The organism is Sporomusa sp. GT1, from assembly GCF_014634905.1.
Taxonomy (GTDB): Bacteria; Bacillota; Negativicutes; order Sporomusales; family Sporomusaceae; genus Sporomusa; species Sporomusa sphaeroides.
In genome coordinates this window covers 220,985-247,137 of the sequence record NZ_BMBX01000003.1, presented here as the reverse complement: position 1 = coordinate 247,137, position 26,153 = coordinate 220,985, and the positions used below count along the sequence as shown (strand labels likewise).

Genomic DNA, 26,153 nt, shown 5'->3' with positions numbered 1-26,153 from the left:
TCCTATTCCCTCAAAAACAGCGCTGTATCACAGCGCTGTTCAAGATTATTTCCATTGAAGGATTTCCTGCTTAAAAATGCCGCAGGCACCATCTAACCAGTGAACGCAGTCAGTGCAACGCCTGACATAGTCGTCTTCCGCTACATTCAGGAGAGAATAACCATAACCCATAGCGGCAATAATATGTTCAAATTTCTGACATTCCCCAGCAATACCCTGTAGTTGTTTTTCCGTATATTTTTTGTCCATGCTGCCACTCCTTGCTGTTATTTGCTAATAGTGTGCGCGCAGCAGCAAAAAAAAACAAAAAATATTTTAGAAAAATTGAACCAAGTATGTATAAAACTGGTCTGGAATGTCAATATTAGTAATGTAAATTTTCTCCTCTCCCATAATTGGCGGCCTTCGGGCCGCCGCTTTTTTTTACTTTAACAGAATGTATAAATTTTACGCGCCAACACAAGACCCGGCGCGGGCCGCCGTCATACAACGCTGCGCCGTTGTCGCTTAACCTCCGCTTTTGCCTAATGACCGCCGCGCCTTGGTGAAGATTTTCTTCCTAGCGGCAAAATATCATACTGAATTTTTCTCCATACCAGTTTTGCAAGGATTGCCATACTCTGTCCAAGTATTTGGGTGAACAAACTGTCTGCTGGGCCGCCCGGCGAGCCTCAAGCAAAATATCGGTATCTCTGACAATATCGGCAATTTTAAAATCAGGCATACCATGCTGATGGGTACCGAAAAACTGACCAGGCCCTCTTAGCAGCAAATCTTTTTCAGCAAGGATAAAGCCATCATTTACCTCAGTCATGATTTTTAGTCGTTCCATAGTCTCTTCACTGGTGCTGTCAGATAACAGAATGCAATAGGATTTATGCTGTCCCCGGCCTACACGGCCGCGCAGCTGGTGCAACTGTGCCAAACCAAAGCGTTCGGCACCCTCTATAACCATGACAGTGGCATTAGGCACATTAACGCCAACCTCAATTACAGTGGTTGCAATTAATGCTTTAATTTCACCCTTGGCAAAAGCCTCCATAACTGCATCTTTTTCCTGTGATTTCATTTTCCCGTGCAGTAGGCCGCAAGGAATATTGCTTAAGCAAGTGGTGGATAGTTCATTATATAATTTTATCGCCGATTGGGTTTCAATCTTTTCTGATTCTTCAACCAGCGGGCAAACTACGTAAATTTGCCTGCCGGCTCTAATTTGGTCGACGGCAAACGCATAGATCTTATTGCGGCGGTCATTACTGCGTGAAAAAGTAGCAATAGGAATACGTCCTGGCGGAAGTTCGCGTATGACGGAAACATCCAGATCGCCATAGACGGTAAGCGCCATTGTCCGGGGAATTGGCGTTGCAGTCATTATAAGTACATCGGGCTGTTTTCCTTTGGCTTCTAACCGGGCCCGCTGGCGCACGCCAAAGCGGTGCTGTTCATCGGTCACCACCAGGCCAAGATGCTTGAACTCCACATCGTCCTGAATCAGCGCATGGGTGCCGACAATGATGTCAATGATGCCCTCTTGTATCTGCTGCAGCAGTTCGTCTCTTACTTTGCGGGTGAGCTTGCCTGTCAGCACCGCCAGGCGGATACCCTGTGGTGCCAGCAGCTTGGCCAGTGTATGATAATGCTGCTCTGCCAGTATTTCGGTAGGTGCCATCATGGCCCCCTGATAGCCATTTTCCACGGTTTTGGCAAGAGCTATGGCAGCGATAACTGTTTTACCTGAGCCAACATCGCCTTGAACCATGCGCTGCATGGGGGTGGTATCTTCCATATCGGCCTTGATTTCGCGCAAGGTTTGTGCTTGATCTCCTGTCAGCGTAAAGGGAAGATTTTTATATATTTTGGCAACCAATTCACCGTCAGGTGAATGCTTAACGCCGGTAAAGTTTTGTTTTGTTTTTTGTTTTAAATAGGCCAGGCCGCATTGCAATAAATATAACTCTTCAAATACCAGCCGCCGACGGGCGGCGGCTAAATCTTCCATAGTGGACGGAAAATGAATGCAGCTCAGCGCCTGCCGCCTATTCATTAAATTGTGGCCTGCAATAATACCGTCAGGCAGGGTCTCAGCTTGCTCGGTAGCTGCAGCATCTGCAAAGCGGTGTAATGCCTGCTGGATTAATGTCCGCAACTGCCATTGCGGTATATCTTCGGTAGCCGGATATACCGGTACAATCTGCCCGCCGCCCTGATTGCTTTCGGTAACAACCTCGACATCCGGTTTGTTGATTTCAATGACGCCCTGACGTCGCTGAATTTTGCCAAATATAATAAGTTCCATGCCGGGCTGATACTTATTTTTGATATAGGATTGGTTAAACCAGGTTAGCTGGGCTACTCCTGAGCCGTCTCTTACGGCAATCTTAATTATTTTGAATCCCCGGTGAGATTTTAGTTCACTAGTATTTATCACTATCGCCCGAAAAGCCTCATGCAGCCCGTCAGTCAATTCGGCAATAAGTTTGAGTTTGCTTCGGTCTTCGTAGCGGCGGGGATAGTGCTCAAGCAGCTGGCCAACCGTAAAAATGCCAAGTTTAGCAAGCTTCGTGGCATTGGCCGGCCCGACCCCTTTGAGGAATTGTATGTTTGCCGACAATAATTTCTGCAATAAAAATCACCTTACGATTTGTTTATTTCTTGAAAAAGAGAGTTTAATTCTGCTAACAAAGCCTCTACATCAATATCATGCATTTTGGCACAGTTCTCAATGGTTTCAGTCAGCGATCCCATGCAACCGATACAACCCATACCATATTTGGCAAAAACCTCGCGAGCCTCTTGGTGTGAGCGGAGTGCCTCAATTATTGGAGTGCTTTTATTAATCATAGTCAAGCCCCCTGTATTTACTTATTTTTTATTTTCAATATAATACGCGCAATTCCTGCTAACGGGCACTAAATGACAGGTATTTATGAAAAAAGTTAGTAAAAGCGTGATTTGGCCTTGCATATCATAAGCAAATTGTGCTAAAATGGTCACGTTGAGTATATGAGGATGTTTCTTACAGGAGGTGGAAATAGATGGCAAATCTTTGTGAAATTTGCGGTAAAGGTGAGCGTTCCGGCTTCAATGTCAGCCATTCCAACCTTAAAACCAAGCGCACCTGGAAACCTAACATACAAAGAGTAAGAGCTTTAGTTAAAGGTGAAGTAAAACGTGTGAATGTATGCACCCGTTGTCTGCGTTCCGGTAAAATCCAACGCGCGGTCTAATCGCTAATCGCTAATCGCTATCTTAATGGCAAAGAAAGGACTTGATTATCAAGTCCCTTTTATTTTTCCCTCCTTTATATATAAATATATAGGAAGAAGATACGGCTTATGCCGAGCCTCCGGCAAAAACCGCAACCGGATAATAAGGTGTCTCAATCTTTGGATTGAGACACCTTATTTTTTTACCCTATTTAGTTTCAATACCTCTTAAAATTTCTGTTAATTCCTGGTCATCAAACCGATACTTCTCGCTGCAAAAGTGGCAGCAGACTTCGGCTTCTCCATCGGCAATCATCTGTTTAAGCTCTTCGGTGCCGAGACTGACAAGCATGTTTTCTACCCTTTCCCTTGAACATTGACAATGAAAGCTTAGGTCCGTCCCAGGGTATATCGTTGTCGGCAAGCCGGCAAATACTGTTTCCAGGATGCTTTTGGCATCTTGCCCATTATATACCATTTGTGAAACCGGTGGTATATGGCGTAAATTATCTTCAACCTTAATAAGGACCTCTTCTTCGGCTCCGGGTAAAGCCTGGATAAAAAAGCCTCCCGCCGCAGCTACTGTAGTATCGGGTGCTATCAGTACGCCAAGGGCTACGCTTGAGGGTGTTTGTTCAGAGACAGTAAGATATTGAGTAATATCTTCGGCAATTTCGCCTGATACCAGTTCGGCGCTGCCGGTAAACGGCTGCTTTAATCCGACAAAGCGGGTGACATATATATGCCCCTTTCCTACGGCCTGGCCGACAGCCAATTTACCGTTGTTTAGCGGTAAATCAACAGATGGGTTTCTGACATAGCCGCGTACTGAGCCATCAGGGTAAGCATCGGCCACAATCTCTTTCAACGGGCCGTCGCCGGAGATTCTGACAGTCAGGCTTTCGGCAGTTTTTAGGTTGGCAGCCATTAATACCGCGCCGGTCATAGTACGGCCCAAGGCTGCGGCGGCTACCGGAAAACAATCGTGACGCCGGCGCGCCTCCTCCGTCAGGTTGGTAGTAATCGCGGCAAAACCGCGGATTCCAGGTGCTGTTGCCCGGATAAGCTGGTCATGCATAGAACAGTAACCTCCGATTAGGCCAATGCTGTCGACAGAATGGCTTGGCCTGTTGCTATATCTAGTATTTCAACTCTGTTGTCATTTATCCAGGCAATAGTGCCGCGCCCGTCCGGGCGCTTGCTCATACCCGGAGAGCCTGGATTCAGGTAAATAATGTCTTCGATTTTTTCCAGGGCAGCAATATGGGTGTGACCGGTGATAAATATACTGGCCTTTAAACGTTTTGCCATAACCTGCTTGGCTTCTGTGGTTAAATTATGACCATGGGTTGCAACTATTCTTAGGTCATTTATCATTAGGTAGGTGTAAGGGGACTGAATAGGCAGGTTGAGCACCATACCGTCAACTTCTGTATCACAATTGCCGCAGACTGTCAGAATGGGTACCGGACAATTATTCAGTACTTCAGCCAATTGCTTGGGGTTATATTCGGCAGGAATACTGTTACGCGGCCCGTGATAGAGCACATCACCGGCATGAATGATCACATCGGCATCTGTAAAGTATTGGTTAAATACTTTCTGCCAGGTTTCCAGGCAGCCGTGAGTATCGCTGATTATGCCTATTTTCATAATACCCTCCGTGTTACAGTCCTTTAATCAGGTTGGCCATTTCAATAGCGGAAACCGCAGCATCAAAGCCTTTATTGCCGGCCTTGGTGCCTGCACGTTCGATAGCCTGTTCAATGGTATCTGTGGTAAGCACGCCAAAAATTGTGGGAATACCGCTGGCCAGACCGACATGGGCTACGCCTTTTGACACCTCGGCACAAACAACGTCATAATGGCTGGTGCTGCCTCGTATTACCGTCCCCAGACAAATGACAGCATCATATTTTTTACTCATAGCCATCTTCTGGGCGATAAGTGGAATTTCAAAAGCACCCGGCACCCAGGCAACTTCAATATTTTCCATGGTTGCGCCATGACGTTTCAGTGCATCTAAAGCGCCTTCCAGCAGTTTGCTATTAATAAATTCATTAAATCTTGCGGTAATAATCCCAAATTTCAGTCCTTCTGCAACTAATTTACCTTCCAATGTTTTGATTGTTTTCATTGATTTTGCGCCCCCTCATATTGTTTTAATAAATGTCCAAGTTTGGATTTTTTGGCAGACAAGTACCTGTTGTTAAATTTGTTGGCAGGCATTTCCAGTGGCACACGTTCGGTGATAGTTAAACCATAGCCTTCAAGTCCCACACGTTTGCGGGGATTATTGGTAAGCAGTCTAATGCTGGTTAAACCTAAATCCGCTAAAATTTGTGCGCCAATGCCGTAGTCTCGAAGATCAGGAGGAAACCCTAGCAATTCGTTGGCTTCGACAGTATCTTTACCTTTGTCCTGCAGTGCATAGGCTCTGATTTTATTTGCCAGACCAATACCCCTGCCTTCCTGGCGCATGTAAAGTAATACACCGCACCCTTCTTTTTCAATGCGTTTGAGGGCATGGGCCAGCTGTTCACCGCAATCGCAGCGCAGTGAGCCCAAAACGTCACCTGTCAGGCATTCTGAATGAACCCGGACTAAAACGTTCGGTTGATTGGCTACATCACCTTTTACCAAAGCAACGTGGCATTGGTTGTCAAGCTGGCTTTCGTAGGCAATAAGTTTAAATTCACCATATTGGGTTGGCAGTTTGGTTTCGGCTGCTTTGATGATAAAGCGTTCATGCTTTTTGCGATATTTAATCAGGTCGGCGATGGTAATAAGCTTGAGACCGTGTTTTTTAACAAAATCCATCAGTTCAGGCGTCCGGGACATGGTGCCGTCTTCATTCATAATTTCGCAGATAACGCCGGCGGGATACATTCCGGCAAGTTTGGCTAAGTCAACCGCTGCTTCCGTATGGCCGGCCCGTCTTAGTACGCCGCCATCGCAGTAACGCAGCGGAAAAATATGTCCGGGACGTCTAAGGTCGCTTGCCACTGTTTGCCGGTCAAGCACAGCTTGAACAGTCATGGCCCGTTCATGTGCAGATATACCGGTAGTTGTTGTTTTGGCATCAATGGATACGGTAAAAGCAGTGCAATGATTATCGGTATTTTCGACTACCATTGGGCCGATATCCAGTTCATCCAGCCTGCTGCCGATAATTGGCATGCAGATTAGGCCGCGCCCGTAGGTAGCCATAAAGTTGATGGCCTCCGGTGTTGCTTTCTCAGCCGCCATTAGGAGATCTCCTTCGTTCTCCCGGTCTTCGTCGTCAACCACCACAACAATTTTTCCAGCCTTATAATCTTCAATCGCTTCTTCAATGGTGTTGAATTTCATAATAAAGGCCTCCGTTTCCTCAGTTTATGTATAATAAAACATTATTATAGTGTAAAACCATGCTGCTCTAAAAATCCCAGGGTAATCTTTTCAGCCGGTTGGGCAGCCTGGCTGAAGCCCAAAAGCTTTTCAACATATTTACCGATAATATCTGCTTCCAGATTAACAGGCTGGCCTGTCGCTTTAAGGCCTACTGTGGTCATGGTGGCAGTGTGCGGGATAAGCGATACGGTGAACCAGTCAGGGCCAAAGTCCACAACTGTCAGGCTGGTACCATCGATAGCAATCGAGCCTTTTTGAATAATGTAACGCATTACTTCCGGGCCGGCGCCAATGCGAACGATTACGGCATTATCATTTTGTTCTTTGGCTAAAATAGTTCCTACCCCGTCGATATGACCGCTGACAATATGGCCACCCAGCCTGTCTCCCACACGGAGCGTACGTTCCAGGTTGACAGTGTCACCCGGCTTGAGTCCTGCCAGAGCAGTGCGGTCGACGGTTTCTGGCATGACATCGGCGGTAAACCAATCACGGCTGAAATCGACAACTGTCAGGCAGGTGCCGTTCACCGCAATACTGTCACCCAGCTTAACATCTTCCAGGACTTTGTGCCCGGAAACCGTCAGGCGGACTGATTTAGCACCTCTGGCAATATTTTTAACTTTCCCCAATTCTTCCACAAGTCCGGTAAACATCTCGTCCCTCCCGTCCGGTTATATAGCCGCTTAGTAATAAATCAGCACCTATTGACCGGGTCGCAATATCTTCAAGCATAATGCACTGGTCCACAGCGTCTGCGCCCGTACCACCCACCGGAGTTGGCGCTGTTTTGCCGCCAATTATTTTAGGAGCGATAAAGCAGTGTACTTTATCAATAAGATTGGCAGCCAAAACCGACGCATTAATGGTTGCGCCGCCTTCCACCAGGATACTGGTAATACGGCGTTCTGCCAGCAGCTTAAAAAGCTGCTGTAAATTAACGCCCTGCGGTATTTTTTCCAGCAGGAGCACCTCTACCCCCCGGCTGCGCAGCGCAGCTACCCGCTCTGCCGGCGCTTGGGCGCTGGCGGCAATAATGGTAGCTGCTTGTCTGTCTGTCACTACTTTAGCGGTTAGTGGCGTACATGCCATACTGTCCACAATAATCCTTACCGGATTTTTGCCGTTTTCCGGCAAGCGGGTGGTTAACTCCGGGTTATCGGCCAGCACAGTGCCAATACCTACCAGTATTCCGTCATGGGTGTCCCTGAGTGTATGAACATATTCCCTGGCTGCTGCACCGGTTATCCATTTGGAATGACCAGTGTGAGCAGCAATTTTGCCATCAAGCGACATGGCGGTTTTGAGAACACCAAAAGGCATTCCCGTAGATACCCATTTAATAAATACTTCATTAAGCTTGGCTGCTTCGGCGGCAAGTACGCCTTCAATCACTTCAATTCCGGCTGCTCTGAGGCGTTTAAGGCCGTTGCCGGCTACCAGCGGGTTTGGGTCAGGCATAGCGACGACTACTTTCTTAACTGCCGCTTGAATTAACGCATCGGCGCAAGGACCGGTGCGTCCATGATGCGAACACGGTTCAAGCGTTACATATACTGTTGCCTCTTTGGCCAGTTCGCCAGCCTGGGACAAAGCATGAATTTCCGCATGGGGTGTACCGGCCTGACGATGCCAGCCTTGACCGACGATCCGGCCGTCTTTTACAATAACGGCGCCTACCAGCGGATTGGGGCTGGTTCTGCCTGCCGCATACTGTGCAATAGTCAATGCTTGACGCATATAATATTGATCCATAGAAGCCCTCCAGTACATAAAAAAACTGTTGATACGCTTTGGGGCTATCAACAGTTTATATCGGCAAATTGAAAATGCCGATTGGCTTAAATTACGCCTTTTACCATCCAGACTATACTGTCGGCTCCGGAATTTCACCGAATCAGCCGTAAAACGGCTCGCGGGCTATACCGCCGGTCAGGAATTAAAAGATTTCTCTTTTTCACCTTGCCCCAAAGGCTCATTATACAGTTTTGACCATAATGACTCTAGCTACTATATATGTTACCATTAAACGACAATATAATCAAGTCCCGCGAATCGCATTAATTGCTTGCGGTATGTCGGGTGCACCGTAAACCGCAGAACCGGCAACCAGAATGTTGGCACCGGCAGCTATTACCTGGCGGGCGGTAGCGGCATTGATACCGCCGTCAACTTCAATATCGACGATAAGATTTCGTTCATCAAGCATACTTTTTAACCGGGCGATTTTATCCACTGCGCTGGGTATGAACTTTTGTCCGCCAAATCCGGGATTAACACTCATAATCAGCAGCATATCGACATCGGCAAGCACTTCTTCCACTAACGACAAGGGTGTTGACGGATTTAGTGAAACGCCTGCCTTTTTTCCCAGTTCTTTAATGGTTTGAATCAGCCGGTGCAAATGGGGGGCTGTTTCGGCGTGAACGGTAATAATATCGGCTCCTGCTCTGGCGAATGGCTCAATCAGGTCTTGCGGATTATTAACCATTAAGTGAACATCAAACGGTAATGGGGTAACTTTGCGAATGGCAGCAACAACTGGTGGCCCAAAAGTCAGATTGGGAACAAAATGCCCATCCATTACATCAATGTGTACCCAGTCGGCACCTGCCTGCTCAATTTTAGTTATTTCATCAGCCAACCGGGAAAAATCGGCCGATAGTATGGATGGAGCAATCTTGATTGTCTTCGTCATTTAGTATCCCTTCTTGTTTTCTCTAATTTCAGTCAGTATCTCAAGATAGGACTGATAGCGGTCTGCATGAATTCTTCCGTCTGCTGCCGCTTGCTTAACAGCACACTGCGGCTCTTTGTAATGGAGACAGGTATTGAATTTACATGCTGGAGCAACTGCTGCGATTTCAGGAAAATAATCCATGAGATGGGCTGCTTCCATGTCATTAAACTCTGTAAAGCTAAACCCCGGAGTATCTACGACAAAACCTCCGCCTGCCAGCGGCAGCAGCTCGGCAAACCGGGTGGTATGTTTACCACGGCCGATTTTGTGACTGACTTCGCCGGTAGTTAGCTCAAGACCTGGCTGGATAGCGTTAAGCAGCGTTGATTTGCCTGCTCCTGAAGGACCGGCAAAGACGGAAATCTTATTATAAAGAAGTGAGCGCAGCGTATCAATACCTGTACCCGCTTTGGCAGCGGCGGTGAGTACTTTATAACCAATTTGCTCATAGCGTCCGGCAAGTTGTGACACAGCATCAAGATCAGCTAAATCGGTCTTATTGATGCAGATAATTATGTCCAGCTCCGAATACTCGGCAACAACTAAAAATCTGTCAACTAAAGCTGGATTAATATCAGGATTAACGGCCGCAAAAGTCAATACCACCTGATCAATATTGGCAACCAGCGGGCGTTTTAAGATACTGCGCCGGGGTAAAATTTCCTCAATAACGCCCTTGTCCGGTCCGGTCATGGTATAGGTTACTTCATCACCTACTGTGAGCGAAAACCGTTCTTTTTTAAACCGGCCGCGCAGATTGCAACTGACAATTTTGCTGCCTGATTGTATATAGTAGTAACTGTTATAGGCTTTTACTACAATACCGTTGAGCACATGAGGCCTCCTAATTCAGCAAATTCAGGCGTGTGCGGAAACACGCTGCCTTGATGCATAAAAATGGGTTAAGATGATAACCCATTTTTTGTTTTATCCGATGACTAACCCGCTCTAAAGCTCCCGCTTCTGCAAGCGGGAGCTTTACCCCTACGGGCACAGGCGAACGCTAAGTCACTGGATAATTCCGACTAAGCTTCAGATGGGGTTTAACCCCATCTGAAGCAAGTTTCCATTTACTATTTATATTGTTTGCTCTTGCAGCAGCTTTTCGTTAATATACACCTGAACACGCACCTGGCCGATGCCTTCAACTGTTTTTTCCACTCGCGCACCAGGTTTGTGCGCGCCTTCATAAACAATCCGGCGTCCGTTGGTGTCGGTGACGACGATTTGCAGCTGCTGGCGGGACGGGCCGTCAGGTACGGTTACCTGCACCACTGCCCGCTTGACTGCGCCTGGTACTCCTTTGGCAACAGAAAAATCAACGGTTGTGCCTTCCGCTACTTCGGTAGCCGGTGGCGGATTTTGGCTGACAATGGTTCCCGGCGGATATTTATCATTTGGTGTTTCGGTTACATTCCCCTGCTTGAGTTTTAGGCTCTCGAGCTGAGTGGCAACGGTGTCTAACAATGATCCCTGGAAATCAGGCAACACTACTTTTTTCGGTTCAGCACCTTTGCTTATTACAATATCAATGGCTGTGCCTTTTTCTATTTGTGCCGGTGGCCGCGGATTCTGGCCGATAACGGTATCCTGTGCAGCATCTGGGGAAAATTGTTCGTCAATCCGGCCTAATTTAAGGCCGTAATTTTTAATTTGCAGTTCCGCATCCCGGCGGTTAAGACCACGTAAGTCAGGGACACCAATGATTTCGCCGCCCTTACTGACAATGATCGTTATCATGCGCTGCTCTTTCACTGTTGTTCCCGCTTCAGGCTGCTGGGAAATAACATAGCCTTCCGGCACTTTGTCACTGAAAGCATCTGAAACCGAAACCCTGAGATTCTGGCTGGTGATAATATTTTTCGCCGCCTCGGCCTGTTTGCCGACGACATTGGGAACAGTAACCTCACTTAGGCTCCAGAATTTGCCAAAACCCAAAAAGGCAGCAAGTGCTGAGCCAATTAATAAGAAGAATAATACTGCCCATAGCCAGATTTTAGGCCGTTTTTTCCCGTTTGAATGAGGCAGCCGGGAGTCTGCTTGCGCTGATCCCTGCGGCCGTTCGTGTTCTGCCGGTGATGTAATTTGCGGCAATATCTGGGTGGGAAAATCATTGCGGGATAATCTGCGGGTACGGTCATCACTTAAATAATTCTGCGCCATGGTAAAATCGGCAATCATCTCACCGATATCACTGAACCTGGCTGCCGGATCTTTATGTATTGCTTTCATTATAATAGCTTCAACCAATGGTGGTATTTCCGGATTTAATTCACGGGGCGGCTTAGGGTCTTCCTGTATGTGTTTTAGTGCAATACTAATTGGCGATTCACCGGCAAATGGAACATGGCCTGTCAGCATTTCATAGAGCACGATGCCCAGAGAGTAGATGTCGGATTTAGCACCAACAGCAGAACCTTTGGCTTGCTCGGGCGAAAAATAATGCACTGAGCCGATAATGGTACCGGAGTTAGTCATAGTAGAAGAAGTAACTGCTCTGGCAATGCCAAAGTCGGTTACTTTTATCCGTCCTGACCGGGTGACTAAAATATTATGCGGTTTGATATCGCAGTGAACCAAATTATTCTGGTGAGCGTGCTCAAGCGCTTCTGCTATTTCGATAGCAATACGCACGGCTGTTTCTACCGGCAGCGGTGCTTCGCGCTCAATTTTATCCTTCAATGTTTCCCCGGAGATGTATTCCATGATAATGTAGTAGGCTTGTTCATCAAGACCAACATCGTAGATGTTAACGATATTAGGGTGAGAAAGCCGGGCTGCAGCCTGCGCTTCCCGCCGGAAACGGCTGACGAATTCTTCGTCATCAGTAAACTGGGAACGCAGCACTTTAACAGCTACTGAACGGTCCAGCAGTTTGTCATGGGCGCGGTATACATCGGCCATTCCGCCGCCGCCAATTCGTTCTAATATTGTATAACGATCATCAAGTGTGCGATTGAGCATCAGTTCCCTCCCCCCTAACGTAATGCCTGTACAAATATTTGCCGGGCCGCGGGTGCGGCAAAGGCACCGCCTGAACCGGCATTTTCAATAATCACGGCTACCGCAATTTGCGGGTTGTCAGCCGGAGCAAAGCCAATAAACCAGGCATGTGATGCGCCATGGGGATTTTCGGCTGTACCGGTCTTGCCGGCAACCTCAATACCGCGCAGCGCAGCTCTGCTACCTGTTCCTTTATTTACCACAGTTACCATCATAGCGGCAACCTGACCGGCAATTTTGGCATCCACCGGCGACAGCCATTTTTCCGGTGAAGTTTCTTTGAGCACAGTGCCGTCGGGAGCCGTAACTCTTTGCACTAGATATGGTTTCATTATAGTTCCCTTGTTGGCAAAGGTCGATACCAGCATCGCCATGCTAAGCGGTGTGACTAACAGACTTCCCTGACCTATGCCGGTTTGGGCTAAATCGCCGTCACTTAACTTGGAAAAAGCAGGCAGCCTGCCGGCACTTACCGGAATATCGCCTGTAGGCGGCTGAGCCAAACCATAGCGCTCATAGTGTTTAGCCATCTTATCCCGCCCCAAATTCAGCGCTAACTGACCAAAAGTAACGTTGCAGGATACAGCCAGCGCTTGTTCTAACGTCACTTTGCCATGCGCCTGGTGATCGACTTCCGGCAGTGTATAATCTGAACCGATTTTTAGTGAACCGGTACAAGTAAACTGCTGGTTGACATTGGCCGCCCGCTCAGCCAAGGCAGCTTCGGCTACCAGCACTTTGATGATGGAGCCTGGCGGGTATAGCCCTTGGGTAGCCCGGTTAAGCAAGGGGCTGCCCACTGCCTGTGAAAGGGTATCCCAGTTAGCTGCAAGCGTATTGGGATCAAAACCGGGGCGGCTGACCATAGCCAATATGGCACCAGTTTGCGGCGATATGGCAACAATTGCGCCGCGTCTGTTACCCAGTGCCTGATAAGCAGCTTGCTGCAGCCTGGCATCAAGTGTGAGGGTAATAGTGTTGCCTGCACTGCTGGTAAATAACTGGCTGACTGCACCTAACCGCCGTTCAGGATTTATTTGACCTGACAGGTAGCCGTCATAACTGCTTTCAAGACCGGTTTTGCCATACTTGGGATGGTCATAGCCCACAATATGGGCAAATAATGTATCATATGGGTATTCCCGCTGATACTCTTTTTGTGCCGACCGTTTGCTTACAGCCAGCACGTTTCCCTGACTATCGACAATCTGGCCGCGCTCCACTTTGAGGGAGGCTTCAGCTGTGCGACGGTTAAGCGGGTGAAAGGCAAGACTGTTGCCTGCAATAACTTGCAGATATGTCACATAGCCAAACAGCAGCACCAGCAGACCGACCAAAAACAGCGCGGCTTGCCGGATACTCCGGCGGATTGCCTGATGTGGAAGCTTTTTATGATTATTCATTGGGTGCTGTCGCCTCCGATATGGCAAATAACATACCCAGCAGGATAAAGCTTGAGACCATGGAGCTGCCGCCATAACTGATCAGTGGCAGGGTTATGCCGGTCAGCGGTAAAAACTTAGTGACACCACCAATAATGATAAAAACCTGCAGTGCTGTAAGGACTCCTAAACCACCGGCCAGCAGCATGGTAAATGGAGTTGGCGAGATTAACGCTGCGCGAAAAGCCCGGTAGACAATAAGCATATAAGCAAGCATTACGGCAGTCGTACCCATTAGCCCCAACTCTTCACCAATAGCGGCAAAGATGAAATCAGTGTGTACTTCCGGTATGATAGTGGGATAACCGAATGTCAGGCCGCTGCCAAGAATACCGCCTGAGCCTAGAGCAAACAGCGACTGAACAATCTGATATGCCTGGCCGGTAGGGTCGGCCCAGGGATTGGCCCAAATATCAATTCTGGTCTGAACATGAGGAAATAGCAGATAGCACACCGTTGAACCGGCAAAAAACAAACCAAGTGCCAATACTACATAATTTAGTCTGCCGCTTGCCATATAAACCATGGTTACCGTTGTGCCAAAATACAACAAAGCTGAACCTAAGTCACGCTGGACAATAAGCATAGCCATGGTTAAACCCCACAAGGCCAATAAAGGGGCGATAAAACGCGGATGAGGCAAAGTAAACGGACCGTAGTGTCTGGTGGCAAATGTTAAAAGTTGACGTCTTTCGCTTAAGTAAGCGGCTAAAAATATAATAATCAGCAATTTGGCAAACTCGGAAGGCTGAAATCTTACCGGACCTAGGATAATCCAGTTTTTGTTGCCGCCGATGTCTACGCCAAACAGGATAGTGATGATCAATAATGCAACACCGGTTATACCACACAGGTATTTATATTTAGCGATAGCATCGGCTTGGCGAAAACATGCCGCCGTAACGACAAAGGCCACCAGCCCTATCGCTAACCAGATAACTTGCGGAATAAATAAATCAGGACGAAGTCTTATAATAAGTGTTAGCCCGATAGATGCTAAAAATACGGCTAACGGCAATATTAACGGATCGGCAGCAGTGCAAAAACGGCGAACAAGTAATGATGCTGTCATACACAAGCCGATTAACCCAACGATAATACTAAGCATTTGGTAAGTAAATTGCTGGTTTGACAGGGTAACTGCAAGGTACCCGTTGATTAAAATGACACCAGCCAGTAGGAGTAGTCCAAATTCAGCTTGTTTTACCTGCTTCATATAAGCTAACCCTTATATTGCACGAGAATAGCTGTAATATTGTCATAGCCGCCGGCATCCCGTGCTTGCTCTACCAGGGTATTGACAATCGTCTGCGGCTGGTCTAGCTGTGTGCAAATCCTTAGTATAACTTCTTCGCTAAGCATATTGGTTAATCCATCAGTGCATAGCAGCAAACTATCGCCAGGCTGCCAGGAAAATCTGCCTGAATCTATGCATATGGTATCACTGGTGCCCACAGCCCTTGTCAAAATATTGCGGTGCGGGTGAACCAGTGCTTCCTCACTGGTGATGTTGCCGCTTTGCACCAGTTCCCAAACAAGTGAATGGTCGCTGGTTATTTGCTGTAATATGCTGTCCCTGATTAAATACAATCTGCTATCCCCGACATGGCTCCAGCATATCTCAGTACCGTCAGCATATATGGCAGTAACGGTAGTCCCCATACCCTGACATTCGCTTTTGTTCTGGGACATCTGGTAAACAATGCAATTGGCTTTGTCAATTGCTTCTTTTAATACCTGTTCCCAGTTGGCAGGTTGTTCAATTTTCTGGATATGTTCCTGGATAGTACTGGCTCCAAGGCTACTGGCAATTTCCCCCGCAACATGTCCACCCATGCCGTCGGCAACTACAAACAAGTGTGGCGGCGAAAAAACATAACTATCTTCATTGATTTTGCGTACCATACCAATGTCTGACTGTGCAAATGCCAGCATGGAAATCACCTCTCAAACGTAAGAGTAACCGCTCCAATCTGTATTACATCTCCATCCGCTAAAGCAATTTCTTCTTCAATCGGTTGGCCGTTAACGAGCGTGCCGTTTGTGCTGCTTAAATCAGCTAACAGATAGTTATGCTTCGATTTGGAGATGCAGGCATGTTCATGTGAAACAAAACTATCATTAATTACTAAATCATTATGCTCACTGCGTCCTATTGTTAAACTGTCGCTTATGACAAAACTGGTTTGTGACAGCAAGGCTTGCTTGTCGGCAATGACTACAAGCCTGGGCGGCGGTGTATCACTACCGGCTGCCGCCTGCAGTTCAGAACTGACCAAAACAGTATTCTTCACCGGATCTGACAAGCCTGTCAAATCCTTGACTGCAATTTTTATTACATGGTACAAAAAGTAATAGAGCAGTATCACCAGGCTATACTGCAAGGCTATTACAACAAGATTAAACACCTGCATTTTTCCGGGCAATTCTACTTCACCTCATACAAAATCACAGTGTTCCCCACTTTTACTCTGTCACCGCTTTTCAACTGCTTGTGGGTAATACGCTGGTTGCCGACATAAGTGCCGTTAAGACTTTTGGCATCGTGAATAACATGAGAGTTCTCTTCATACACAATATATGCGTGCAGACGTGAGGTATTCATGTCTGTCAGCGGCAGTTCATTCGTATTACGGCGACCAATGTTTATCCGGTTAACAGTGCAGTCAATTTTTAACCCGGCATCCAAGCCGTCAATTACGGTCAATAAGCCATGTAAAAGCTGCTGTGGCGGGCGGGTTAGGAGCATGGGCTCCATTTTGTCGAATATCCTGGTATCGCCGGCATCAGGGATAACGTCAAGCTGGTTGTCACTTTCTTCGGCGGGAGCTTCGGTGAAACTTGACGTAATCCTGAACTCCTGTTTGCTTAATTGTTCATCAGCAAAGAGTTCGATTTGAGGGCAGCCAGCCATAGTATAACCTTTACTGCGGCTTTCTTGGCTCAAATACATCGATAATTCACCACACACGGCTGGCGCACAAGGCTCCAGCCGTTCGTAGTCTTCCTGGTTTATATAGACCGCGTAGTGGTTTGGCACATAAACGCAGGATACGCCAACCGTACGCTCATCTTCCATTTTCCTGGCCAATTGCTTGGCAATTTCAGCCGGTTGCAGGCTGCTGGAAAACTGCTTATTAAAGAACCCTTCGATATATTTTTCAAAAAAATTTTCGATATTGCGAACAATTTTCAAATATAACACTCCTGCTAAGCACTTAAATCTTTCATTCTGCTCCGGCATCCGCTTTTGCTAAAATTCAGCGTACAGGACGCATTTCCTTTATTATACGCGATATTGCTGAGCTAGTCAAAATTAACCATTATTTAAAATTATTTTGTGGCGCAATTGGCCGCAAGCGGCATCAATATCTGTTCCCATCTCGCGTCTGACAGTTACATTAATATGCTGCGCCTTTAACAGTTGCTCAAATCTAACAACCTCAGCCGGCGAAGGACGGAGTAATCCCCGTTCAGGTACCGGGTTAATGGGAATTAGATTGACGTTAGCCAACCTGCCTTTTAACAGAACCGCCAATTCGGCAGCCTGTGACGGCTGGTCATTAATGCCGGCAATCAAAGTATATTCATAAGTGGCACGTCTGCCTGTGGCGGCAGAATAGCGGTCACCTGCCGCCAGCACTTGTTCGAGCGGATAACGCTTATTAATCGGCATAAGTCTGGTTCGCAGTTCATTCGTAGGTGCATGTAATGAGATTGACAGCGTGAGCGGCAATGACTCCTGGGCTAATCTGTCAATTTCAGGAACAAGTCCGGATGTTGACAAGGTTATACTGCGGTAACTCAGATTCAGACAGTAGGCTTCATGGATAAGCCGAATAAAACGCAGCACGTTATCATAATTTGCCAAAGGCTCTCCTGAACCCATAATAACAATAGAGTCTACCTTTTGTTGTTCAAGTGTTAACAGCTCCTGGATGTACAGCACCTGAGCGAGTATTTCTCCGCCGGTAAGGTTTCGGGCTAACCCTCCCAAGGTGGATGCACAAAAAGTACAGCCCATAGCACAGCCAACCTGAGTGGATATACAAACGCTATTGCCATAAGGTTGACGCATGAGAACTGTTTCGACAGCCATATCATCAGGAAAGGCCAGCAAAAACTTGCTTGTCCGGCCATCGCCCGAGTGTTGAACCGCCTTTTGCCGAAGCTGGGTAATGGTAAATTGGTCATCAAGCTTAACTCGCTGGTCTTTGGACAAATTAGTCATGGCACTAAAGTCACGGACATTGTGCTTATACAACCATTCGGCAATTTGCCTGGCGCGGTATGCTTCTAATCCCAAAGGCCGTATGGCCTCTGCAATCTCAGCGGCAAACAGCCCGAACAATTCTAATTTTGCTGTAGTTGTCATATTACTTACCGCCTTACTGTTGACGCGCTATACGAGCGATGAAAAAACCATCAATACTGTCGGTGTGCGGCCAGAGCTGCAGCAGCTTGTCAGGACGCTTCAGGGCCGGCAGGTACTGACCTGTGGGCTCAAGACTAAAGTCAGGATGTGCACGTAAAAAATCACAAACAATATCCTGATTTTCTTCAGGCTCGGTTGTGCAGGTGCTGTATACCAGAACGCCGCCGGGCTTTACACATTGAGCGGCGCTGGCTAAGATAGCAGCTTGTAATTTAGGCAGGTCGCGCAATATTTCGGGTGATTTGCGCCAGCGGGAATCAGGTTTTCGCCGGAGCACCCCCAGACCGGAGCAAGGAGCGTCTACCAGTACTCTATCTGCCTTAAGCGGGAACATGCTGCCTAAATTGACGGCATCCAGTGCCCTGGTTTCTATATTAGTCAATGCCAGACGGGCGGCATTTTCCCGGATAAGTGCCAGTTTATGCTCATAAATATCGGTGGATAATATTTTCCCGGCATTATTCATCAGGGCCGCAATATGTGTAGTTTTGCCGCCAGGTGCGCCACAGGCATCGATGATAAATTCGCCGGGTTTTGGGTCTAAGATGTGCGCGACCAGCATGGAGCTTTCGTCCTGGACCTGAAGCAGACCTTCCTGCAAGGAGGTAAGAGTACCCAGGCCCGGATGTTCCTGACAGACAATTCCTTCAGGCGTCCAGGCTGACGCCTGACAGGCTACGCCTTCGCCGGCTAAGCGCTGCAGGAGTCTGTCGCGATTGATTTTGATAGTATTGGTGCGTAAGGAAAGCGGCGGTATGGTATTGTTAGTCTGGCACAAAGCTTCACAAGCGGTTACACCCAGGCGTTCCACCCACCGTTCAACCAGCCATTCAGGGTGGAAATATTTTAATGCAAGATATTTTACCGGTTGACTGTCCCGGTCGGGATACACAACTTTTTCCGGACTGCGGGCGGCATTGCGCAGCACGCCGTTAACAAATTTAACGGTACCGGCATGACCATATTTCTTTGCTAATTCTACCGACTGGTTGCAAGCGGCGGAAGCCGGTACTTTTTCAAGAAAAAACAGTTGATAGATACCCAGGCGCAGGATGTTTCTAATAACAGGTGCTACTTTGGTGAGTGAACGGTTCAGATAGAGGCCGAGCAGCCAGTCCAAAGTCGCGCCTGCTTTGACAGTACCGTAAACCAGTTCGGTAATAAACCGCCGGTCCTGATCAGAAAGCTGTCCCTGGGCCGTACGCCGGTTTATTTCTTTAGCAAGGGCAATGTTGGCATAGGCGCCGTTAGTTTCAACCTCATTAATTATTTTCAGCGCCACTTCCCTGGCGTCAATTTTTTTTGCGGTCATTGCTGCCACCATCTTTATTTATTATTTATGCTTCTTATTCGCAACAAAGCTTTGGAGCGCTTGTTCGACCTTTTCAAGGTTGACTTGTGTGTTGCAGCAGGGACCATGTGGTCTGCTGTTAAGTACACCAATGACAGGGATGGGAAAAACATCCTGAATGCCGCTTGTCAGGTCGCGTTCACAGGCAATGGCCAGTACGGCGTGCGGGCGGATTGTTTTGATTACTTTTCGCGCCAGAGTACCACCGGTTACCACTGCGATGTGAACCCCATAGTTTTCGGCAAGTGTGGTCAGGTCACCAATGGGACAAAGGCCGCAGCGGCGGCAATTGGCAACATTGCGGGTAATTTTATGCGGGCAGTCTTCATGCTGCAGGCAATGCGGGGTCATAATCAGCAGCTTACCGGACTCTACGACGATGTTCTTGTGTTTGATTAAATGGTTGCTGACCTCAATAAACGAGCGTTCAATACGTTCTTTTTCAACGTCAAAAAGCTTGCCCACACATATGGCAAGAGGAAATAACAGATTAATGGCCGACCAGGCCACTCCCTGGAACATTCCCAGGGTATTAAACCCCAAAATAGCCAGGATGATGCCGATAACACCAAAGGCAGCGGCCAAAATTACCGCAGCCAAAACTACGCCGAGAATCATGGGTAAATAGCTGCTGATGTTAGCCAGACCGGGCAGACTGACGATCCATAAACCATAACTTGAGATGGTTGCAATACATAAACTGATGAGAATAAGTATTAAAAACAGACGTTTGCGAGGACGATGAGCTACTTCAATCATACTTTCACCTTCTACTCCAATAGGTTGCCTACGGTAAGACAATAGCCGCAAACACAGTCGCTTGCTTTCATCCGTCGTTTGGATTCAGGCTGTACTTCCAATAATTCAATTGTCCCTTTACCTGTTTCAACAACCAATCCTGTTTTGGTTATCTGGATAATTTGTCCCGGAACTGAACAGGATTGTGAATCGTCATGTACTCTAGTCTGCCAGATTTTCAGTGATTTATTTTGATAGTTACAATATGCTCCCGGCCAGGGATTCAGGCCTCGTACGAGGTTATGTATGGCTGTTGCCGGCAAATGCCAGTCAATACGTTCCGTAGTTCTGCACAACATCCGGGCATAGGTTGCTTCAGACTCTTGTTGTACTGCGCGCGGTGCGCTGTTTGCCGCTAGTTGCCGGAGAGTATCTGATAATACGTCTGCACCAAGATCCTTTAATTTATCATGCAGGCTGCCGGTCGTATCTGTCGGGAGGATGGGTATTTCGGCTTTGGCAATCATATCCCCGGTATCCATGCCGACATCCATATACATGGTGGTAATACCGGTGGCGGTTTCTCCGTTGATAATAGCCCAGTGAATGGGTGCTGAGCCACGATATTTGGGTAACAGCGAGGCATGTACATTAATACAGCCGTAGGCCGGCAGTTCTAACAGCTTTTTGGGCAAAAGTTGTCCAAAAGCAACAACAATAATAATATCAGGGTTAAGGGCGGCAATCTGGTTGTAGCTGTCATCAGTTTTGATGCTGGCAGGCTGCAGAACAGGCAGATTGTATGCCAGCGCAGCTTCTTTAACCGGTGAGTAGGCCAGTTTCTGACCGCGCCCCTTAGGGCGGTCAGGCTGCGTGATGACCCCGGCTACCGGATAACCTTCTTTTATAAGCATATCCAGACAAGGTACCGCAAAGTCGGGTGTGCCCATAAATACCGTACGCAATTTTCCCATTACAACTACCCCTTATGTATGGTTTTTGCCAGTTCGATAAACAAAATGCCGTTAAGATGGTCTATTTCATGTTGCAGAGCACGTGCCAGCAGGCCGGAACCGGAAATCCGGATTTTTTTGCCGCTGCGATTCAGCGCATCCACCGTTACTGTCCCATACCTTTCTACTTCCCCATACATGCCTGGGACACTCAGACAGCCTTCTGTACCATTTTCACAGCCCTCTTTGTTAATGATTTCCGGATTAATCAGTTCGATAATGCCGTCACCAATGTCGATAACTACCACTCGCATGGATACTCCCACTTGCGGAGCAGCCAGTCCTATCCCGTCGGCGGCATACATGGTTTCAGCCATATCGTCAAGCAATTGTTTAATTTTGCGGTCAATCTTTTCTACAGGCGCAGCAATATCTTTAAGCACTTTGTCGCCTGCCTTTTTAATTTCCATTACTGGCATGGTTTTGTACCTCCCTCTTTCCTTTCAGGCCATTAGACAAATTTTATCACAGTTTAGCAGGTGACGAAAGTGTCAAATACACGAGTCAAGTCTTGACAAAATAATTCAATGTGAGGTTAGATGACATTTACAGGGTCTACGTCAATAACCACATCTTTGCGGCTGCTAATGTGCAAAGATGTGAACAGGCTGGTCACGGCAGCTGGATCCTCTGTTTTGATTAGAATATTAATGCGAAAGACGTCTTTTATTTTATGAACCGATGCCGGAAACGGTCCAATAATGTCGGCAGCTATTCCCGCCATTGCTTGAGCCAGTTCGCCTGCCAATTTGTTAGCACTCTGGTGCACCATGATTTCGTCGGCAGCCTGTACTGTTATTTTTATCAAATTAGCAAACGGTGGATAGTTCAGTTGACGACGGAAGGTAATCTCATGTTCATAAAATGCCGGATAATTATGTTCTGCTCCGGCAGTTATCGCATAGTGCTCGGGATTATATGTCTGCATTACTACCTGCCCGCTCTTTGCGCCGCGTCCCGCTCTCCCTGCCGCTTGCGTCAAGAGCGCAAATGTCCGTTCGGCTGCCCGGAAGTCGGGCAGATTAAGCGCAGTATCTGCCGAGATAATTCCAACTGCCGTTACATTAGGAATGTCGTGACCTTTGGCTACCATTTGTGTGCCTAACAAAATATCATACGTTCCGGCGGCGAAAGCCGCTAATATTTTATCATGTGCCATTTTGCCTCTGGTGGTGTCCTGATCCATACGCACAATTTTTGCCGCCGGAAATAATGCGGTAAGTGCCTCTTCCACCTTCTGGGTACCGGCGCCAAAATAACGGATATACCGGCTGCCGCATTCAGGACAAGTATCAGGCACAGTATGGCGTTCCTGACAGTAATGGCAGCGAAGGCTATTGCCGGGGGTGTGATATACCAGTGAAATATCACAATGTCTGCATTTGAGCACATGGCCGCATTCGCGGCACAGGACAAAGGTAGAATAGCCGCGCCGGTTAAGCAGGATAACGGCTTGCTCCTTTTTTGCCAGGGCTCTGGCTAACATCTCCTGCAGCGGCAGTGAAATGACGCTGCGGCGTCCTTGTGCCAATTCCTGGCGCATATCAACAAGCGTAACTTCCGGCATTGGCACATCATCAACCCGTTTATTCATAGAGATTAATGTATGGGTGCCGTTAAGTGCCTGGAAGTAAGTTTCTATCGCCGGGGTAGCGCTGCCCAGTACCAGGGCTGCACCGGCCAGTCTGGCCCGGATTAAGGCAACCTGCCGGGCATGGTAACGGGGAGATTCTTCCTGTTTGTAAGTAAACTCATGTTCTTCATCGATAATTATTATGCCCAGATCGCGGGCAGGTGCAAATAAGGCCGAACGTGCACCAACAACAATGCCAGCCTGGCCGGACTGGAGGCGGCGCCAGGCATCGTGCCGTTCGCCGACTGATAGTTTGCTGTGGATAACAACAACATCATTACCAAACGCTGCCCGAAAACGGGCGACAAGCTGACTTGTCAAAGCAATTTCCGGCACCAGGACAATGGCTTGGCGATTATGTCGCCGGGCTTCAGCGACAGCCTTGATATAAATAAGAGTCTTGCCGCTGCCGGTAACGCCGTGAATCAAAAAAGATTTATGCGTCCCGGCTTTAATGGCTGGAATTATTAGCTGTAAGGCGTGCTGCTGCGGTTGTGTCAATGATACCTCGGCAGCCTGCTGACAGACGCTGTCATAGCTGTTGCGGAGCACCGGTACACTGCGGCTGGTAATGAGCCCTTGTTCTGCTAATTTTTTCACAGTGGCTTGCGTAATATTAAGGTGGCGCAACTGGGGCAAGGCAAGTTCATTATTCTGCAGGAGTGCCTGCAAAAGCCGGCGCTGGGCTGCCCTGGTTTTGGGCAGCATTTGCTCAGCTTGAGCAGCAGTTTCCTTGCTGACAGCCAAGTTAATAATTGTCGTTGTACTGGCTTTGCCGCGTGTATTGACAGTATCTGCATGAATAATTAGTTTATGTTGTAAAAAAAATTTTATCATAGCATCTATGTTACCGGGAAGTTTGGCAAGATCTTTGAGACTAACCGGACCATGAGCATAAATATAGGTGAGTGCCTGGCGGTATTCCTCCGGCTTGTTGGCGAGCAGAATGGCTGCCGCTTCATAATCCATTGCGGCAGATGCCTGATAGGCTTTTTGCGTTTTTACTCCCGACAGGCCGGGAACGAACAGACGCATGGCTTCGGCCAGTGAACTGAGATAATACTGGCTTATCCATTTGGCTGTTTTCAACATATTGTCATCAAACCAGGGGTAATCATCAAGTATAGCAAGGATGGCTTTTAAGCCTTCCGTACATTCGGGTTCCAGACCGACAACGAACCCTTCTACCTTCCTGTTGCCGAACGGAACTAGTACGCGCCAGCCGATAGTGATCTCAGGTAAGTGAGCTGGAATAATGTAGGAAAAAGGCTTAGTAATGCTGCGGGCAGGGATATTTACAATAATTTGAGCGGTGTTTGCCATTTTTTCTACACCTGGCTTTCTTTTCTTAAGGATAAAGAGAAGGGGACTATGCAGTCCCCTTTGTTAGCTAACATATATATTTATATTCGCTTTTCAGTGTCAAATACCTGCTACCGGTTTTTCGGGATCATGAGCGGCCATTTCCCAATCTAGCCCGGTGTCCATTGGCAAACGTTTAAAAAAACGCTTAATCCGGCGCTTTTTCAGCGGTGAAAAATGGAGCTTCATATGTCAGACTCCTCAACCTTGAATTGAATAACCGAGTGATTGTAAGGTTTCTTCAATATATCCGCTAGAAGTCACCGATGCATCATGGCTGACAGCAATTTGCTTAGAAGCTAAGTCTACTTTTACGGAAGAAACACCATGAAGGTGGGACAACGTATGCTCAATACGGTTCCGGCAATGGTCGCCTTTGAGGCCCCCAACACGGTAAACGGATTGTGTGGTATTTTTCTGTGTGGCCAATGGAATACCTCCCTTTTTACTGAATTGAGTCTCCAGCAATATTAGTATTACCATTGGCCACTAATTAATTAATATTTATCCGATGACTAAGATTCAGATGGGGTTAAAACTTCATCTGAATCAAGTCTCCATTTATCCGCTGACTGCCCTGTCTAAGATTCTCAACCTCTTTTAGTTGAATCCCAAGAACGGTTACTCTTATATATTGGCTTCTTTGCGAAGCATATCGGCTTTATCGGTACGCTCCCAGGGCAAATCTATGTCAGTGCGGCCAAAGTGACCGTATGCCGCTGTTTGACGGTAAATGGGGCGTCTCAGATCCAGGGACTTGATAATGCCGGCAGGTCTTAAATCAAAGTGCTTGTTGATCAGTTCGACAATTTTGCTCTCGTCAATTTTCGCGGTACCAAAGGTTTCTACCATGACCGATACCGGCCGGGCAATACCGATGGCATAGGCTAATTGTATTTCGCACTTATCGGCCAAGCCTGCTGCGACGACATTTTTGGCTACATAGCGGGCAGCATAGGCAGCAGAACGGTCCACTTTTGTGGGATCTTTGCCGGAGAAAGCGCCACCGCCGTGGCGAGCCATGCCACCGTAGGTATCGACGATAATTTTGCGTCCTGTCAGTCCGGAGTCACCTTGCGGGCCGCCTACAACAAACCGGCCGGTAGGATTGATATAGTATTTGGTTTGCGCATCTAACAGTTCGCCGGGAACCATCGGAATGATAACTTTGGCGATAAGATCTTTTTCAATGGTTTCTCTGTCGACTTCCGGGCTATGCTGGGTTGAAATTACGATAGTATCAATGCGTAACGGTTTACCATCCTCATATTCAACAGTTACCTGGGTTTTTCCGTCCGGACGGAGATATGGCAGCTCGCCGTTCTTACGAATTTCAGAGAGGCGGCGGGCTGTTTTGTGAGCCAGGGCGATGGGCAATGGCATATATTCCGGAGTCTCGTTGGTAGCATAACCGAACATCATACCCTGGTCACCGGCACCAATCGCTTCAATGGCATCCATATTGCCTAACTTGGCTTCGAGAGCTTTATCAACGCCTAAAGCAATATCTGCAGACTGTTCGTCAATAGAAATTAACACACCGCAGGTTTCACCGTCAAAACCATATTTGGCACGGGTATAACCAATACTTTTAATGGTTTCACGAACAATTTTGGGAATATCTACATAGCAGTTGGTCGTGATTTCACCTACCACATGCACAATACCGGTGGTAACCAATGTTTCACAAGCTACCCGGGCATTGGGATCATGAGCCAGAATTGCGTCAAGTACGCTGTCGGAAATTTGATCGGCAATCTTATCTGGATGGCCTTCGGTTACAGATTCAGATGTAAAAAGTACACGTTTTACCATAGTGCTGTCCCTCCTAAATTCT

Annotated in this window: 27 protein-coding genes and 1 riboswitch; of the genes, 1 reads left to right on the top strand and 26 read right to left on the bottom strand. The window is 47.5% G+C overall.

Annotated features, from left to right (window positions below; genetic code table 11):
* Positions 1 to 45 precede the first annotated feature (45 nt).
* From GT1_RS06795 to GT1_RS06785, 3 genes are all read right to left on the bottom strand, one after another.
* Positions 46 to 249, bottom strand: coding sequence for a hypothetical protein (locus GT1_RS06795; RefSeq protein WP_075755653.1), 204 nt, complete (start codon positions 247 to 249; stop codon positions 46 to 48).
* A gap of 310 nt (positions 250 to 559) precedes the next feature.
* Positions 560 to 2,623: an ATP-dependent DNA helicase RecG gene (gene recG / locus GT1_RS06790; protein WP_188398081.1), complete on the bottom strand. Its 2,064-nt coding sequence runs from the start codon at positions 2,621 to 2,623 to the stop codon at positions 560 to 562.
* An 11-nt stretch (positions 2,624 to 2,634) separates the two neighbouring features.
* Positions 2,635 to 2,841 (bottom strand): DUF1858 domain-containing protein, encoded by a 207-nt coding sequence (locus tag GT1_RS06785; RefSeq protein ID WP_075755655.1) that lies wholly within the window; start codon positions 2,839 to 2,841, stop codon positions 2,635 to 2,637.
* Positions 2,842 to 3,035: 194 nt separating this feature from the next.
* Here GT1_RS06785 and rpmB point away from each other — a divergent pair, with 194 nt between their 5' ends.
* Positions 3,036 to 3,227 (top strand): 50S ribosomal protein L28, encoded by a 192-nt coding sequence (gene rpmB / locus GT1_RS06780; protein ID WP_075755656.1) that lies wholly within the window; start codon positions 3,036 to 3,038, stop codon positions 3,225 to 3,227.
* A gap of 187 nt (positions 3,228 to 3,414) precedes the next feature.
* Here the strand turns inward: rpmB and hslO are convergent, their stop codons facing one another.
* From hslO to metK, 23 genes are all read right to left on the bottom strand, one after another.
* Entirely contained in the window at positions 3,415 to 4,284 is an 870-nt protein-coding gene (hslO, locus tag GT1_RS06775) for an Hsp33 family molecular chaperone HslO (RefSeq protein ID WP_188398080.1), read from the bottom strand.
* 17 nt (positions 4,285 to 4,301) lie between these two features.
* Entirely contained in the window at positions 4,302 to 4,859 is a 558-nt protein-coding gene (gene yfcE, locus GT1_RS06770; protein ID WP_188398079.1) for a phosphodiesterase, read from the bottom strand.
* A 13-nt stretch (positions 4,860 to 4,872) separates the two neighbouring features.
* Positions 4,873 to 5,343 (bottom strand): 6,7-dimethyl-8-ribityllumazine synthase, encoded by a 471-nt coding sequence (ribE, locus tag GT1_RS06765; RefSeq protein ID WP_198930902.1) that lies wholly within the window; start codon positions 5,341 to 5,343, stop codon positions 4,873 to 4,875.
* Positions 5,340 to 6,557, bottom strand: coding sequence for a bifunctional 3,4-dihydroxy-2-butanone-4-phosphate synthase/GTP cyclohydrolase II (locus tag GT1_RS06760; protein ID WP_075755659.1), 1,218 nt, complete (start codon positions 6,555 to 6,557; stop codon positions 5,340 to 5,342). The genes ribE and GT1_RS06760 overlap by 4 nt, the downstream gene beginning before the upstream one ends.
* Positions 6,558 to 6,601: 44 nt before the next feature.
* Positions 6,602 to 7,255 (bottom strand): riboflavin synthase, encoded by a 654-nt coding sequence (locus GT1_RS06755; protein WP_188398078.1) that lies wholly within the window; start codon positions 7,253 to 7,255, stop codon positions 6,602 to 6,604.
* Positions 7,218 to 8,354, bottom strand: a complete 1,137-nt coding sequence (gene ribD, locus GT1_RS06750) for a bifunctional diaminohydroxyphosphoribosylaminopyrimidine deaminase/5-amino-6-(5-phosphoribosylamino)uracil reductase RibD (protein WP_188398077.1) — start codon at positions 8,352 to 8,354, stop codon at positions 7,218 to 7,220. Before ribD ends, GT1_RS06755 begins: the two co-directional genes overlap by 38 nt.
* 91 nt (positions 8,355 to 8,445) lie before the next feature.
* Positions 8,446 to 8,578: riboswitch (FMN riboswitch) on the bottom strand.
* A 62-nt stretch (positions 8,579 to 8,640) separates the two neighbouring features.
* Complete coding sequence (gene rpe / locus GT1_RS06745) at positions 8,641 to 9,297, bottom strand: ribulose-phosphate 3-epimerase (protein WP_188398076.1); 657 nt, start codon at positions 9,295 to 9,297, stop codon at positions 8,641 to 8,643.
* Positions 9,298 to 10,173, bottom strand: a complete 876-nt coding sequence (gene rsgA / locus GT1_RS06740; RefSeq protein ID WP_075755663.1) for a ribosome small subunit-dependent GTPase A — start codon at positions 10,171 to 10,173, stop codon at positions 9,298 to 9,300.
* 243 nt (positions 10,174 to 10,416) lie between these two features.
* A complete protein-coding gene (gene pknB / locus GT1_RS06735; RefSeq protein WP_075755664.1) occupies positions 10,417 to 12,303 on the bottom strand; it encodes a Stk1 family PASTA domain-containing Ser/Thr kinase in 1,887 nt (628 codons plus the stop codon).
* A 14-nt stretch (positions 12,304 to 12,317) separates the two neighbouring features.
* Positions 12,318 to 13,745, bottom strand: coding sequence for a penicillin-binding protein 2 (locus tag GT1_RS06730; RefSeq protein ID WP_188398075.1), 1,428 nt, complete (start codon positions 13,743 to 13,745; stop codon positions 12,318 to 12,320).
* Positions 13,738 to 15,000: an FtsW/RodA/SpoVE family cell cycle protein gene (locus GT1_RS06725; protein WP_188398074.1), complete on the bottom strand. Its 1,263-nt coding sequence runs from the start codon at positions 14,998 to 15,000 to the stop codon at positions 13,738 to 13,740. The genes GT1_RS06730 and GT1_RS06725 overlap by 8 nt, the downstream gene beginning before the upstream one ends.
* Positions 15,001 to 15,005: 5 nt before the next feature.
* Complete coding sequence (locus tag GT1_RS06720; RefSeq protein WP_075755667.1) at positions 15,006 to 15,719, bottom strand: Stp1/IreP family PP2C-type Ser/Thr phosphatase; 714 nt, start codon at positions 15,717 to 15,719, stop codon at positions 15,006 to 15,008.
* Positions 15,720 to 15,724: 5 nt separating this feature from the next.
* Positions 15,725 to 16,192: an FHA domain-containing protein gene (locus tag GT1_RS06715; RefSeq protein ID WP_304626363.1), complete on the bottom strand. Its 468-nt coding sequence runs from the start codon at positions 16,190 to 16,192 to the stop codon at positions 15,725 to 15,727.
* 20 nt (positions 16,193 to 16,212) lie between these two features.
* Positions 16,213 to 16,980: a DUF3662 and FHA domain-containing protein gene (locus tag GT1_RS06710; protein ID WP_188398072.1), complete on the bottom strand. Its 768-nt coding sequence runs from the start codon at positions 16,978 to 16,980 to the stop codon at positions 16,213 to 16,215.
* 120 nt (positions 16,981 to 17,100) lie between these two features.
* Complete coding sequence (gene rlmN / locus GT1_RS06705) at positions 17,101 to 18,159, bottom strand: 23S rRNA (adenine(2503)-C(2))-methyltransferase RlmN (protein ID WP_188398071.1); 1,059 nt, start codon at positions 18,157 to 18,159, stop codon at positions 17,101 to 17,103.
* A 13-nt stretch (positions 18,160 to 18,172) separates the two neighbouring features.
* Entirely contained in the window at positions 18,173 to 19,516 is a 1,344-nt protein-coding gene (gene rsmB, locus GT1_RS06700; RefSeq protein ID WP_188398177.1) for a 16S rRNA (cytosine(967)-C(5))-methyltransferase RsmB, read from the bottom strand.
* Positions 19,517 to 19,552: 36 nt separating this feature from the next.
* Positions 19,553 to 20,329: a DUF116 domain-containing protein gene (locus GT1_RS06695; RefSeq protein WP_188398070.1), complete on the bottom strand. Its 777-nt coding sequence runs from the start codon at positions 20,327 to 20,329 to the stop codon at positions 19,553 to 19,555.
* 11 nt (positions 20,330 to 20,340) lie between these two features.
* The gene (gene fmt / locus GT1_RS06690) at positions 20,341 to 21,282 is read right to left on the bottom strand and encodes a methionyl-tRNA formyltransferase (RefSeq protein ID WP_188398069.1); all 942 of its coding nucleotides are present in this window, start codon (positions 21,280 to 21,282) and stop codon (positions 20,341 to 20,343) included.
* 5 nt (positions 21,283 to 21,287) lie between these two features.
* Positions 21,288 to 21,740, bottom strand: coding sequence for a peptide deformylase (gene def, locus GT1_RS06685; protein ID WP_188398068.1), 453 nt, complete (start codon positions 21,738 to 21,740; stop codon positions 21,288 to 21,290).
* A 116-nt stretch (positions 21,741 to 21,856) separates the two neighbouring features.
* Positions 21,857 to 24,277: a primosomal protein N' gene (gene priA, locus GT1_RS06680; RefSeq protein ID WP_188398067.1), complete on the bottom strand. Its 2,421-nt coding sequence runs from the start codon at positions 24,275 to 24,277 to the stop codon at positions 21,857 to 21,859.
* 99 nt (positions 24,278 to 24,376) lie between these two features.
* Entirely contained in the window at positions 24,377 to 24,505 is a 129-nt protein-coding gene (locus GT1_RS22510; RefSeq protein ID WP_255430413.1) for a hypothetical protein, read from the bottom strand.
* Between the two features lie 12 nt (positions 24,506 to 24,517).
* Entirely contained in the window at positions 24,518 to 24,745 is a 228-nt protein-coding gene (locus GT1_RS06675; protein ID WP_188398066.1) for a heavy-metal-associated domain-containing protein, read from the bottom strand.
* Positions 24,746 to 24,943: 198 nt separating this feature from the next.
* On the bottom strand, positions 24,944 to 26,131 hold the full coding sequence (metK, locus tag GT1_RS06670) for a methionine adenosyltransferase (RefSeq protein ID WP_075755676.1): 1,188 nt from the start codon (positions 26,129 to 26,131) through the stop codon (positions 24,944 to 24,946).
* Positions 26,132 to 26,153 lie beyond the last annotated feature (22 nt).

Coding starts and splice junctions, on each gene's coding strand:
- GT1_RS06795 (WP_075755653.1), bottom strand. CDS start 249: ATGGACAAAAAATATACGGAAAAACAACTACAGGGTATTGCTGGGGAA.
- GT1_RS06785 (WP_075755655.1), bottom strand. CDS start 2,841: ATGATTAATAAAAGCACTCCAATAATTGAGGCACTCCGCTCACACCAA.
- rpmB (WP_075755656.1), top strand. CDS start 3,036: ATGGCAAATCTTTGTGAAATTTGCGGTAAAGGTGAGCGTTCCGGCTTC.
- hslO (WP_188398080.1), bottom strand. CDS start 4,284: ATGCATGACCAGCTTATCCGGGCAACAGCACCTGGAATCCGCGGTTTT.
- yfcE (WP_188398079.1), bottom strand. CDS start 4,859: ATGAAAATAGGCATAATCAGCGATACTCACGGCTGCCTGGAAACCTGG.
- ribE (WP_198930902.1), bottom strand. CDS start 5,343: ATGAAAACAATCAAAACATTGGAAGGTAAATTAGTTGCAGAAGGACTG.
- GT1_RS06760 (WP_075755659.1), bottom strand. CDS start 6,557: ATGAAATTCAACACCATTGAAGAAGCGATTGAAGATTATAAGGCTGGA.
- GT1_RS06755 (WP_188398078.1), bottom strand. CDS start 7,255: ATGTTTACCGGACTTGTGGAAGAATTGGGGAAAGTTAAAAATATTGCC.
- ribD (WP_188398077.1), bottom strand. CDS start 8,354: ATGGATCAATATTATATGCGTCAAGCATTGACTATTGCACAGTATGCG.
- rpe (WP_188398076.1), bottom strand. CDS start 9,297: ATGACGAAGACAATCAAGATTGCTCCATCCATACTATCGGCCGATTTT.
- pknB (WP_075755664.1), bottom strand. CDS start 12,303: ATGCTCAATCGCACACTTGATGATCGTTATACAATATTAGAACGAATT.
- GT1_RS06730 (WP_188398075.1), bottom strand. CDS start 13,745: ATGAATAATCATAAAAAGCTTCCACATCAGGCAATCCGCCGGAGTATC.
- GT1_RS06725 (WP_188398074.1), bottom strand. CDS start 15,000: ATGAAGCAGGTAAAACAAGCTGAATTTGGACTACTCCTACTGGCTGGT.
- GT1_RS06720 (WP_075755667.1), bottom strand. CDS start 15,719: ATGCTGGCATTTGCACAGTCAGACATTGGTATGGTACGCAAAATCAAT.
- rlmN (WP_188398071.1), bottom strand. CDS start 18,159: ATGACAACTACAGCAAAATTAGAATTGTTCGGGCTGTTTGCCGCTGAG.
- GT1_RS06695 (WP_188398070.1), bottom strand. CDS start 20,329: ATGATTGAAGTAGCTCATCGTCCTCGCAAACGTCTGTTTTTAATACTT.
- fmt (WP_188398069.1), bottom strand. CDS start 21,282: ATGGGAAAATTGCGTACGGTATTTATGGGCACACCCGACTTTGCGGTA.
- def (WP_188398068.1), bottom strand. CDS start 21,740: ATGCCAGTAATGGAAATTAAAAAGGCAGGCGACAAAGTGCTTAAAGAT.
- priA (WP_188398067.1), bottom strand. CDS start 24,277: ATGGCAAACACCGCTCAAATTATTGTAAATATCCCTGCCCGCAGCATT.
- GT1_RS22510 (WP_255430413.1), bottom strand. CDS start 24,505: ATGAAGCTCCATTTTTCACCGCTGAAAAAGCGCCGGATTAAGCGTTTT.
- metK (WP_075755676.1), bottom strand. CDS start 26,131: ATGGTAAAACGTGTACTTTTTACATCTGAATCTGTAACCGAAGGCCAT.